This window comes from Micromonospora rubida (genome assembly GCF_009908295.1).
Classification (GTDB): domain Bacteria; phylum Actinomycetota; class Actinomycetes; order Mycobacteriales; family Micromonosporaceae; genus Micromonospora; species Micromonospora rubida.
The window spans coordinates 889869-901919 of record NZ_JAAALO010000002.1 but is presented as its reverse complement, the minus strand read 5'-3'; the positions used below and the strand labels follow the sequence as shown (position 1 = coordinate 901919).

Annotated in this window: 9 protein-coding genes; 4 read left to right on the top strand and 5 right to left on the bottom strand. The window is 74.5% G+C overall.

The genetic code is table 11. The annotated features are described in order from the left end of the window. Positions 1-145 precede the first annotated feature (145 nt). Entirely contained in the window at positions 146-1819 is a 1674-nt protein-coding gene (paaN, locus tag GVV04_RS08650) for a phenylacetic acid degradation protein PaaN (RefSeq protein WP_201753008.1), read from the top strand. A gap of 71 nt (positions 1820-1890) precedes the next feature. On the opposite strand, the gene GVV04_RS08645 is transcribed toward paaN, so the two are convergent. After that, positions 1891-2370 carry a GNAT family N-acetyltransferase gene (locus tag GVV04_RS08645; RefSeq protein ID WP_201753217.1) on the bottom strand — a complete coding sequence of 160 codons (480 nt, stop codon included), beginning with the start codon at positions 2368-2370 and terminating at the stop codon, positions 1891-1893. A 338-nt stretch (positions 2371-2708) separates the two neighbouring features. Here GVV04_RS08645 and GVV04_RS08640 point away from each other — a divergent pair, with 338 nt between their 5' ends. Continuing rightward, the gene (locus tag GVV04_RS08640; RefSeq protein ID WP_007073263.1) at positions 2709-2912 is read left to right on the top strand and encodes a cold-shock protein; all 204 of its coding nucleotides are present in this window, start codon (positions 2709-2711) and stop codon (positions 2910-2912) included. A 57-nt stretch (positions 2913-2969) separates the two neighbouring features. On the opposite strand, the gene GVV04_RS08635 is transcribed toward GVV04_RS08640, so the two are convergent. Beyond that, positions 2970-3926, bottom strand: a complete 957-nt coding sequence (locus GVV04_RS08635) for a hypothetical protein (RefSeq protein WP_161686295.1) — start codon at positions 3924-3926, stop codon at positions 2970-2972. 531 nt (positions 3927-4457) lie between these two features. Between GVV04_RS08635 and groL the strand changes: the two genes are divergently transcribed. Then, complete coding sequence (groL, locus tag GVV04_RS08630; protein ID WP_161686293.1) at positions 4458-6080, top strand: chaperonin GroEL; 1623 nt, start codon at positions 4458-4460, stop codon at positions 6078-6080. A gap of 75 nt (positions 6081-6155) precedes the next feature. Here the strand turns inward: groL and GVV04_RS08625 are convergent, their stop codons facing one another. From GVV04_RS08625 to GVV04_RS08615, 3 genes are all read right to left on the bottom strand, one after another. Beyond that, positions 6156-6398 (bottom strand): hypothetical protein, encoded by a 243-nt coding sequence (locus GVV04_RS08625; protein ID WP_201753269.1) that lies wholly within the window; start codon positions 6396-6398, stop codon positions 6156-6158. A 183-nt stretch (positions 6399-6581) separates the two neighbouring features. Continuing rightward, entirely contained in the window at positions 6582-7520 is a 939-nt protein-coding gene (locus GVV04_RS08620) for a GNAT family N-acetyltransferase (RefSeq protein WP_161686291.1), read from the bottom strand. An 84-nt stretch (positions 7521-7604) separates the two neighbouring features. Beyond that, on the bottom strand, positions 7605-10142 hold the full coding sequence (locus GVV04_RS08615; RefSeq protein WP_161686289.1) for a S8 family serine peptidase: 2538 nt from the start codon (positions 10140-10142) through the stop codon (positions 7605-7607). A 27-nt stretch (positions 10143-10169) separates the two neighbouring features. Here GVV04_RS08615 and GVV04_RS08610 point away from each other — a divergent pair, with 27 nt between their 5' ends. Continuing rightward, entirely contained in the window at positions 10170-12038 is a 1869-nt protein-coding gene (locus tag GVV04_RS08610) for a glycerol-3-phosphate dehydrogenase/oxidase (RefSeq protein WP_161686287.1), read from the top strand. Positions 12039-12051 lie beyond the last annotated feature (13 nt).

Below are 12051 nucleotides of genomic sequence, written 5' to 3'. Positions count from 1 at the left end.
GCCCGGCTGTTCAGCGCCGCGCCGTCCCGGCCGGCGGCGTCCTCGACGAGCCGACCACCGGCCTGCACCTCGCCGACGTCCCGGCACGCCGACGGCGGTCGCTGGCCCCTACTGTCCGGTTCGCGGCTGGGGCATGATGGCGGGCATGACGGAGACCCCGCATCCCCTGCACGACAGGCACGCCGACACCCTCAACCGTGCGCTGACCGCGATCGCGGAGCGTGGGTACTGGTCCGCCTACCCGGAATCACCCAGCCCTCGGGTGTACGGCGAGACCGCCGCCGCCGACGGCAAGGCCGCCTTCGAGGCGTACCTCAACGGCGACTTCCCGCTCGACCAGCCGGGCTCCGGCGACCGGGTCGCCACCGAGGCGAGCCCGTTCGGGCTGGAGCTGAACGTCCGGTACCCGCACGCCGGCGCCGACGAGCTGGTCGCCGCCGCCTCCGCCGGGCTGCCGGCCTGGCGCGACGCCGGCCCGCAGGCCCGGGCGGGGGTCTGCCTGGAGATCCTGGACCGGCTGCACAAGCACGTCTTCGAGCTGGCCAACGCGGTGCAGTTCACCAGCGGGCAGGCGTTCGTGATGGCCTTCCAGGCCGGCGGGACGCACGCGCTGGACCGGGCGCTGGAGGCGATCGCCTACGCGTACGCGGAGATGACCCGGCTCCCGGGGACGGCCGGCTGGGAGAAGCCCGCCGGCAAGGGCGACCCGCTGCGGATGAGCAAGACGTTCCACGTGGTGCCGCGCGGGGTGGCCCTGGTCATCGGCTGCAACACCTTCCCGACCTGGAACTCGTACCCGGGGCTGTTCGCCTCGCTGGTCACCGGCAACCCGGTGGTGGTCAAGCCGCACCCGCGCGCGGTGCTGCCGCTGGCGATCACCGTGCGGTACGCCCGGGAGGTGCTCGCCGAGGCCGGCTTCGACCCGAACCTGGTGCTGCTGGCCCCCGAGGCCCCCGGCGAGAAGCTCGCCTCGACGCTCGCCCTGCACCCGGCCGTGAAGATCGTCGACTTCACCGGCTCCACCGAGTACGGCGACTGGTTGGAGGCCAACGCCCGGCAGGCGGCGGTCTACACCGAGAAGGCCGGCCTGAACACGGTGGTGATCGACTCCACCGACGACTTCGCCGGGATGTGCCGCAACCTGGGCTTCACGCTGACCCTCTACAGCGGCCAGATGTGCACCACCTCGCAGAACCTGCTGATCCCGTCCGGCGGGATCGCCACCGACCAGGGGCACAAGAGCTTCGACGAGGTGGCCGCCGGGATCGCCGCGGCGGTCGGCAAGATCACCGCCGACCCGGCCCGGGGCGTCGAGCTGACCGGGGCGATCGTCAACGACGGGGTGCTGGAGCGCCTCGACGAGGTCACCAAGGTCGGCGAGGCCGTGCTGGAGTCGCGGGCCGTCGAGCACCCGTCCTTCCCCGGCGCGGTGGTCCGCACCCCGACGATCGTGAAGCTGGCGGCCGGCGACACCGGGACGTACTCGCGGGAGTGGTTCGGGCCGATCTCGTTCGTCATCGCGGCCGACTCGACCGCCCACGGCCTGGAGATCCTGCGCTCCACGGTGAAGGAGAAGGGCGCGCTGACCGCGGCCGTCTACTCCACCGACGAGGCGGTGTTGGACGCCGCCGAGGCGGCTGCGGTCGACGCGGGGGTGCACCTGTCGTGCAACCTTACCGGCGGCGTCTTCGTGAACCAGTCGGCGGCGTTCTCCGACTTCCACGGCAGCGGCGCCAACCCGGCCGCCAACGCGGCCCTGACCGACGGCGCGTACGTGGCGAACCGGTTCCGCGTCGTGCAGAGCCGCCGCCCCGCCTGACGGGGCGGGAAGGGGCCCTCTCGGCGCGCGGGGCGTCGGGCTGGGCCCCAGGGCCCCACCCACCGGGGCGCTCAGGCCGGGCGGCGCATCTGAAGCTCGCGTAGATCGGGAATCACCGGGTGGGGGACCCGGACGCCCGTGTCCACGAAGCCCAGCCGCTGATACGCCCGGTAGGCGCGCTCGTTGCCGACCACCACCTCCAGCATCAGCTCGGGCCGGCCGCACGCGCGGGACCAGCCGGCCACCGCGTCGATCAGCTCCGCGAGCAGGCCGGTGCCCCGCCGCTGCGGGGTGACGTAGACGGCGTACACCACGGTCAGGCCCGGCTCGTTTGCAGCGACCGTGCCGCCGGCGTGCCCCAGGAATCGGCCGGCGGGGCCGCCGGGGCGGTCGGCGCCCGGGTCGGCGACGAACTGCGCGGTGTGCTGGCCGACGGCGACCGAGGCGATCCGGGCCGCGTAGTCGGCGTGCGGGCGGGCGGCGGCGTCCGCCAGGGTCTCCAGGAAGGCGAGCGGGGCGTCGGCGAGCATCTCCAGCCGCAGCGCGCGCATCCGGGCCGCGTCCCACGGGGTCACCCGGCGGACGACGGCCGCCCGGGTGGCCAGTGCGACCGTCCCGTCCGGCCTGGGACGCCCGGCGACCGACGGGCGGGAACCTGCTGTCATCCCGCATGCCTACCGCAATGACGCCCGCCTATGTACTTCCGGGTGGAGGTCGGTCCGATATTGCCTGATTTGCGGTCGTGCGCCTCCGTGACGGCTCGTGTACCGTGCGATTTTGGTCACTGAATTCGGGGTCGTCGTCGACCCCGGAGTCGGTGGTCCGGGGCCGCCGGTTCGTGCCGGCGTCCCGCCGGGTTGGCAGGCCGCGCGACGTGAGGAAGTGCACCGTGGCACAGGGCACCGTGAAGTGGTTCAACGCCGAAAAGGGCTACGGCTTCATCGCCGTCGACGGGGGGCAGGACGTCTTCGTCCACTTCTCCGCGATCGAAATGGACGGCTACAAGGCGCTGGACGACGGACAGCGGGTGGAGTTCGAGATCGCCCAGGGGCAGAAGGGCCCACAGGCCGAGCGGGTCCGCGTCGTCGCCTGACCCTCCGACCAGGTCCGCGGCCCGTGGCTGGGCGGGCCCGGGCCGGGCCGGAACCGGCTACCAGTCGATGGTCTTCTCCGCCTGAGCCGCCCGGGCCCGAACATCGGCCCAGTCGGCAGCCAACCGCGTCAGCTCGGTGGCATGGTCAGCCTCGAACGCGGCCAACTTCGGCTCCAGCAGCGCGAGAGTCAGCTCGTACGCGGCCCGTCGGCAGTTTGCGTCCGCCTGAGCGGCCGCCTGCTCGCCGGCCTTCGCGGTGACGAACTGCGGGCTGGTCGTGGCGACGGCCAGCCGACCGGACTCGGTGTCGAGGAGCGCGGCGTAGCTGTCGCGGACCACGCCGGTCAGTTCCTCCCTGTTCGCCGCGCTGATGCCGCGTCTCGCCATGCACGTGGCGTAGCCCGCGGAGTGCGCCTTGACCTTCGAGGTGCCCGCGACGGATCCGACCAGGGTGTCGAGGTCGCCGAACAGCTTGGCGGCCAGCGCCGGAGTGCCCACGTCCTGGTACTGCTTCGACGGCGGCTCGCACTTGTCGACCTGTGCGCCGTACCCGGCCTTGCCCGCCTTGTTCAGCCGGTCGTGGCCGGGATCGTCGCTGTCGGGGGTCGGCGTTCGTGCCAGGTCGGCGGCGACGTAGAGGCCGTTGGCGGTGACGTGGGCGGGGTCCACCGGCACGATCTCGTCATACATGCTCAGCGGACGCACCGCCGGCCAGTGCTCGTACGGGTTGACGAACCGTGGTGGCGTGTAGTCGAATCCCGCGTCGGCCATGCAGTCACGGATGGGCCGCTGATACGCCACGTACGTCAGGAGTTGGCCTGCGCGGCGATCGTCGAGGCCGCCGCCGATCTGCCCGGCGAGCCGGTCGAGGGACTGCTGTACGCCAGCCGACCGAGGCCCGGCCGGGCCGGCGTCGGTGGTCCCGGCCGCGCACCCGCCCGCCAGCGTGGCCGTGGCCGCGAGCAGGCCCACGCCTGCCAGGGCCCGCGCTGGCAGGTCAGCGATACGTCGCATTGCTGTTTCCCTCCGTCTCGCCTCGCCACTGTTTACATCAATCGTTGTAACTGATCGCGTGAGCTGTCCGGCATCGGACCAGCCCGCCCGTAAGTCGATCTTCGTTGAATGGCATGAGGTGTCCTCGGCGGGCGCCCCGCCGCGTCGGGCGTGCCCGGGTGGCGGGCGTGCGGTGGCCCGGTGACCGCCGTCCGGCGGGCGGGTGAACTTGGCCGAGTCGGCGGCCGGACGGCGCTGGTCAGGGCGCGCGGGCCGGGTCCGGACACGGCATCGTGCTTGCACTCGGCAAGGCAGAGTGCTAAACAGGTCATTGGCACTCGCATACCGTGAGTGCCAATGGTCGGGACGGTGGGGCCACGGGCCCCCGGCGGGCAACTGTCGGGTGCGCATGGCCGGTCGTCGCGGGCTATCCGGCCCGGCCGAGGAGACGTCGTCGTCGCCAGGTGGCGACGTCCCAAGGTGCGTACACCAGGCGGCCCATCCGGGACACACACTCGGGTGGCCCGTGAGTGTCCAGGAGGACAACGCCGTATGGCCAAGATGATCGCGTTCGACGAAGAGGCCCGCCGTGGCCTCGAGCGGGGCATGAACCAGCTCGCCGACGCCGTGAAGGTGACCCTCGGCCCCAAGGGCCGCAACGTGGTGCTCGAGAAGAAGTGGGGTGCCCCCACCATCACCAACGATGGTGTGAGCATCGCCAAGGAGATCGAGCTCGAGGACCCGTACGAGAAGATCGGCGCTGAGCTGGTCAAGGAGGTCGCGAAGAAGACCGACGACGTTGCCGGTGACGGCACGACGACGGCGACCGTCCTGGCCCAGGCCCTGGTCCGTGAGGGCCTGCGCAACGTGGCCGCCGGCGCCAACCCGATGGCCCTGAAGCGGGGCATCGAGGCCGCCGTGGCCAGCGTCTCGGAGGAGCTGTCCAAGCTCGCCAAGGACGTCGAGACCAAGGAGCAGATTGCCTCCACCGCCTCCATCTCCGCCGGTGACAGCACCGTCGGCGAGATCATCGCCGAGGCGATGGACAAGGTTGGCAAGGAAGGCGTCATCACCGTCGAGGAGAGCAACACCTTCGGCCTGGAGCTTGAGCTCACCGAGGGCATGCGCTTCGACAAGGGCTACATCTCCGCGTACTTCATGACCGACCCGGAGCGTATGGAGGCCGTCTTCGACGACCCATACCTCCTGATCGTCAACAGCAAGATCTCGTCGGTGAAGGACCTGCTCCCGATCCTGGAGAAGGTCATGCAGTCGGGCAAGCCGCTGCTGATCATCGCCGAGGACATCGAGGGCGAGGCCCTGGCCACCCTCGTGGTCAACAAGGTCCGTGGCACCTTCAAGTCGGTCGCCGTCAAGGCGCCGGGCTTCGGTGACCGCCGCAAGGCCATGCTGGCCGACATCGCCATCCTCGCCGGTGGCGAGGTCATCAGCGAGGAGGTCGGCCTCAAGCTGGACGCCGTCGGCCTCGACATGCTGGGCCGCGCCCGCAAGGTCGTGGTGACCAAGGACGAGACCACCATCGTCGACGGTGCCGGTGACGCCGAGCAGATCCAGGGCCGGGTCAACCAGATCCGGGCCGAGATCGACAAGAGCGACTCCGACTACGACCGCGAGAAGCTGCAGGAGCGCCTGGCCAAGCTGGCCGGCGGTGTTGCGGTGATCAAGGTCGGCGCGGCCACCGAGGTCGAGCTCAAGGAGCGCAAGCACCGCATCGAGGACGCCGTTCGCAACGCGAAGGCGGCCGTCGAGGAGGGCATCGTCCCGGGTGGTGGCGTCGCGCTGGTGCAGGCCGGCAAGACCGCCTTCGAGAAGCTGGACCTGACCGGCGACGAGGCGACCGGCGCGCAGATCGTCAAGATCGCGCTGGACGCCCCGCTGCGGCAGATCGCCGTCAACGCCGGCCTTGAGGGTGGCGTGGTCGTCGAGCGCGTCCGTAACCTCGACCCGGGCCACGGCCTCAACGCCGCGAGCGGCGAGTACGTGGACCTGCTGGCCGCGGGCATCATCGACCCGGCCAAGGTCACCCGGTCGGCGCTGCAGAACGCCGCCTCCATCGCGGCGCTCTTCCTCACCACCGAGGTCGTCGTCGCGGACAAGCCGGAGAAGACCCCGGCCGCCCCGGCTGGCCCGGGTGGCGGGGACATGGACTTCTGAGTCCAGCTCCACCGAACGCCGAAGGGGCGGGCCGCTGAAACGGCCCGCCCCTTCCGTCGTCTGCCGGGCCGCCGGTCACGTCGGCAGGGGCCGCTGGTTGCGTCGCTTCCGGGTCCGGCCGTACGGCGGGTGGATCCGGATCGGCTCGTCCACCAGGACCACGGGCTCCTCGGTCGGGGGCGCGTCGTCCGTCATCTCCGCGAGCTGCTCTGCGTCGCCGTAGTCCAGCCGGTCGAACGGCAGCTGCCCCGGGATCTCCTCGACCGGCACCCAGGTGGCCGGCTGTGTGTCGTCGGTCTGCTCGTCGTCCGTGGTCATGGCCGCCTCCTCTACCCAGACGGTAGGGGCCGTCGATGGCCGACGCGGCCGAACGGCGCTATACAGGCCCATGCCCGTTTCGCGCCCGGCCTGCCACGCGTCCGCCGTCCCGGCCTGCCGTGCATCCGCCGTCCCGGCCTGCCACGCGCCCGGCGTCCCGTGCACCGGCCCGGGCGACTTCGCTTATTTGGTGGCCGGCAGCGCCTTCCGGTACAGGAAGAAGACGCGCTCGATCCGGGCCCCCGCGCTGCCCGAGTAGAAGGGCACCGGGCCCACCCAGCCGATCTGGGCGGATTCCACCCCCTCGGCCCGCTGGTCGCGCAGGCACCGGCGCAGCAGCGCCCCGCCGATCCCCGTGCCCTCCGCCTCCGGGGCGGTGCCCATGGGGCCGAACCAGCTCGGCCGGGACGAGCCCCAGGCGGCGAAGCCGAGAACCGTGCCGGCCCGTTCCGCCAGGTGCGCCCCGGCGCCGGGACGCCCCAGCGAACCGGCCAGCTCGCCGTCCCACGCGCCGCCGAAGGTGGACCGGGCGAACGCGGCCAGCGCCGGCAGGTCCGCCGGCTCCGCGCGCCGCACCGTGACGCCCCGCTCGGCCAGCCGCCGCTCCGCCGGCTCCGTCGTCCGCAGCGCGGGCGATTCGTCGTACGACAGGTCGGCCGTCATGTTCCACGCCGTGCGGTCCTGGGCGTAGCCGAGCGCCAGCGCGGCGCAGACCGCCGGGGTGTAGCGCACGTCGATCCCCGGCCAGGCGTAGTACGGCGGGTTGCCGGCCAGCAGCACCTCGGTCGCGCCCCGCCCGGCGAGGAAGCGCTCGGCCCGGGTCAGCAGGGCCCGCCCGACGCCCCGGCGACGCCGCTCGGGGGCCACCACCACCAGGTCGACGTGCCCGACCGGGGGCTCCCCGCCGGAGAGCGAGGCGATCAGCGCGCCGACCAGCTCCGTCCCGTGGTACGCGCCCAGCCCCAGCACCGTCCGGTCCGCCCTGGCGCGGGTGTGCAGGGTGTCCACCACGGCAGCCGCCTCGGCCGCGTCCTCCGGCAGGTCCAGCGCGCGCCGGCACAGGTCCACCAGGGCGGGCAGCGCGTCCGGGGTCAACTCGGCCAGGGTGGTCTCCACGTCCATGATCGCCGACCCTAGATCACCGACCGCCCCGCCGCACCTGCCGGCGGGCGAGGGCACCTCCCGCGCCGTACGCGTCGACGAGGGTCATCCGCTGCGGGCGGCGCGGACGGCCGCGTACGCGTCGACGAGGCCGGCACCGGTGATGTTGGCGTCGCCGCCGCAGGCGTCCGCCGGGTTGCGGGAGCGGTACGTCGCGTCGGCCGGGGTGGCGGTGTCCCGCAGGATCCGCCGGGTCCGGTCCAGGTCGCCCACCAGGGCCGGGTTCGCCGACCACATCAGCGCCACCACCCCGGCCACCTGCGGGGCCGCCATCGAGGTGCCGTCCAGCCTGGCGTACGTGCCGCCCGGCATCGCGGAGAGCACCCCGACGCCCGGGGCGACCAGGTCCGGCTTGCTCCCGCCGGGCACCGGCCCCCGGCTGGAGAAGGAGGCGACCTTCCGGTCCCGGGCCACCGCCCCGACCGTGAACACGTCCGGGTACGGCGCCGGGGGGTCCTCGATCGACCCGCAGCGCGGCCCCGTGTTGCCGGCCGCCGCGACGACGAAGATGCCGGCCGCGTCCAGGGCCGCCGTCGCCGGCCGCAGCGCCGCCGGGTCGCAGCCCTCGATCGGCGGGCAGCCCCACGAGTTCGTCAGCACCTGCGGGGCCCGCTCGGGCCGCCCGTCGGTGAACGGGTCGCCGCCGGTCGGGAACGGGGCCAGCATGAACTGGAGGCAGTCGAGGTAGCGGGCCGGGCTGCCGAGGTTGCGGTCCAGGTTCACGCAGCCGACCCAGCTCGCCCCCGGGGCCACCCCGATGCCACCGCGTCCCACCGCGCTGCCCGTCGTGTGCGTGCCGTGCCCGCCCTGGTCGGTCGGCGCCGTCGTGTGGTCCCACGGGTCGTACCAGGAGTCGTCGCCGCCCCGGAAGCCGGCGGCCAGCGCCGGGTGCCGGCCGTCGACCCCGGAGTCGGAGCTGCCCACCACCACGCCGGCACCGGTCACCCCCAGCCCGGACCAGACCCGGTCCGCGCCGATCAGGGCCACGTTCCAGGGCGGCCCGGTCGGCGCCGGCGCGTCGCCCCGGCTGGTCGGCGCGGCGGCCGGCAGCGGGCGCAACCGCTGGCTGACCAGCACCCGCGCCACCTCCGGCCGGCCGGACAGCCAGGCCCGCACGGCCGGGCCGCCGTCCACCTCGATCGCGTTGACCAGGTAGTACGGCGTCGGGCCGAGCCGCAGCCGGGCCAGTTCGCGGCGCAGGTCGGGCTGGGTGCGCTCGGCCGTGGCGACGAGCCGCCGGTAGACCTCCCCGGCCCGGGCGTCCCGGCCGGCCCGCCCCGGTGCGCCGGCCGGGATTCCGCTCAGGTCGGCCTGCTCGCGCAGCACCACGAGCAGCCGCTCGCCGTGCAGGCCGGGCCGGCCGGCCCCGAGGTACACCGCCGCCGCCCCGGCGAGCAGGACCACGGCGGTCGCCGCCGCCACCGGCCGGCTGGGCGTCCGGCCGCGCGGGCGGGCCAGCAGCACGCCGTACGCGACGGACAGCGCCACGGCCACCGCGAGCCCGGCGGCGGCGGTGGCCGCCACCCAGTACGGCACGTCACGGGTGGCCGCCAGGACGAGGGTGTTCTCCTCCGGGTCGACGAAGGCCAGCGGCCCGAACACGCCGAGCCCGACGAGCCAGCGCGCCGGGCCGGGGCCGGCGGACCGGCCCGCGCGGGCGGCGGGGGCCTGGAGAGCGGCCAGCACGAAGCCCAGCGGCGGCAGGGTCAGCAGGGCGGGCAGCTGCGCCCCGGACTGCCCGGCCCCGGCGGCGACGAGCAGCAGCGCCACCCCGGCGACCATGCCGCCGACCAGCACCAGTCGGGCCGACCGGGGCGGACGGCAGACCGCGAAGTGCGCCCAGAACCGGGCGTCGAGCAGCGCCCCGGCGAGGACGCCGACCGCCGCGGCGGCGACCGCCGCGAGGACGGTCTCCAGCAGCCCCCCGAGCGCCCCGAGCCACGCCCAGGGCAGCACGGTCGCCACCCCGGCGGCCACCGCCAGCAGCGGCACCGTCCCGTCCCCGCCGGCGGCCGGCGGCGAGGCGGGCCACCCGGATGTGCTCGGGCCGCCGACCGTTCCGGCGCCCAGACGTCCCCCGCCGTCGGATGTGCTCGGTTCGCCGACCGTTCCGGTGCCCGGGGACGCCTGGGCGCGGCCCCGGGCGAGCAGGCCGAGCACGGCGGCGAGTAGGCCGGCCGCCACGGCCAGCGCGGCGAGATACGCCTCGTGGTGCACCGGCGGCAGGGCGCGCAGCAGGGTGAGCGCTCCGCCGGCCAGCAGCCCGGCGAGCCAGGCCCGGCCGGTGGCCCGGACCGCCCCGGGCCGGGGCAGCAGCGTGAGCAGCAGCACCGGCACGCCGGCCAGCAGGACTGTGACGCCGGCCACCACCGCCCAGAGCCACACCGCCCGGTCCAGCCCGCTGGCCAGCAGGATTTGGTCGGTCAGCCAGCCGGCCAGCTCGCCGAAGACGGCGACCGCGACAACCCAGAAGCCGACCAGCACCGCGGCCACCACAGGCCACGGGCCGGGGCGGGACGGCGGCGGACCCGGCACGGCCGGAGGGAAGGGCTGACCGGCGAACGGTGGGGGGTCGACCTCCATCCCCAGACAGTACGGCGTGACCACGACATGCCGCCTCGCCGGAGGGACGGCTACCGTGGACGGGTGCGTGACCCCAACCTCTCCCGAACCGTCGCCGGCCAGCTCTCCCCGGTGCGCCGCGCCACCGACCTGCGCCGGCTGCGCGCCGAGCGGTTCGACGTCCTGGTCATCGGCGGCGGCGTCACCGGTGCCGGGGCGGCGCTGGACGCGGCCTCCCGGGGGCTGAAGGTGGCCCTGGTGGAGGCGCGCGACTACGCGGCCGGCACCTCCAGCCGGTCCAGCAAGCTGATCCACGGCGGCCTGCGCTACCTGGAGCAGCTGGAGTTCCACCTGGTCCACGAGGCGCTCACCGAGCGGGGGCTGCTCGCCACCCGGCTCGCCCCGCACCTGGTCCGGCCGGTGCCGATCCTGATCCCGCTGCCCGCCGGCCGGGGCGCACGGGACGTGCCGGCCCGCACCTTCCGCCGGTCCTACTACGGCCTCGGCGTGGCCGCGTACGACGCGTTCGCCGGGATCTTCGGGGGCGGCCGGGGAATGCCGCTGCACCGGCACCTCACCAGGGAGGGGGCGCGGCGGATCTTCCCGAGCCTGCGCGCCGACGCCCTGGCCGGGGCGATCCGCTACTACGACGGGCAGGTCGACGACGCCCGGCTGGTGGTCACCCTGGCCCGCACCGCGGCCAGCCTCGGCGCGACCGTGGTCAACAGCACCCGCGCGGTCGGCCTGATCCGGCAGGCCCGCGAGGTGACCGGCGTCCGGGTCCGGGACCTGGAGGCCCCACCCGACTCGCCCGACGCCGAGTTCGAGGTGCGCGCCCGCACGGTGATCGCCGCCACCGGCGTGTGGAGCGACGACATGTCCCGGATGCTCAACGACGTCGGGCTGCGCCCCGGCTTCCGGGTCCGGGCGTCCAAGGGGGTGCACCTCGTGGTGCCCCGCTCGGCGATCACCGGCGAGACGGGGCTGATCCTGCGCACCGCCACCAGCGTCCTGTTCGTGATCCCCTGGGGCGGGCACTGGATCATCGGCACCACCGACACCGACTGGCGGCTGGACCGGTCCCACCCGGCCGCGTCGGCCCGCGACATCGCGTACCTGCTGGACCAGGTCAACACGGTGCTGGAACGGCCGCTCACCACCGCCGACATCGAGGGCGTCTACGCCGGGCTGCGCCCGTTGCTGTCCGGCGAGGCCGACTCCACCTCCAAGCTGTCCCGGGAGCACGCGGTGATCGAGCCGATGCTCGGGCTGCTGCTGGTCGCCGGGGGCAAGTACACGACGTACCGGGTGATGGCCTCCGACGTGGTGGACCGCGCGGCCCGCCGGCTCGGCGGGGTTCGCCCGTCGCGCACCGCCGACCTGCCGCTGCTCGGTGCCGACGGGTACGCCGCGATGTGGCGCGACCGGGCTGACCTGGCCCGCCGGCACGGGGTGCCGGTCGGGGTGGTCGAGCACCTGCTGGAGCGGTACGGCACCCTGACCCTCGACCTGCTCGCCCTGGTCGACGCCGATCCGCTGCTGGCGTCCCCGCTGGCCGGGGCCCCGGAATACCTCGCGGCCGAGGTGACGTACGCGGCCCGCGCCGAGGGGGCGCTGCACCTGGAGGACGTGCTGACCCGGCGTACCCGGATCTCCTTCGAGACCACCCACCGTGGCCTGGAGTCCGCCGGGCACGCCGCGGAGCTGATGGGCGCGGTGCTGGGCTGGGACGCCGCGACCCGGGCGCGCGAGGTCGAGCACTACCGGGCGCGGGTGGAGGCGGAGCGGCAGTCCCAGCTGATGCCGGACGACGCGACCGCCGACGCGGCCCGGCTCGGCGCGCCGGACGTGCGGGGCTTCGCGGCGGACCGGGGCGCCGAGGGCGACCCCGTCGAGCTCCCGTCGGCGCCCCGGTGACCGACCCCCTGCC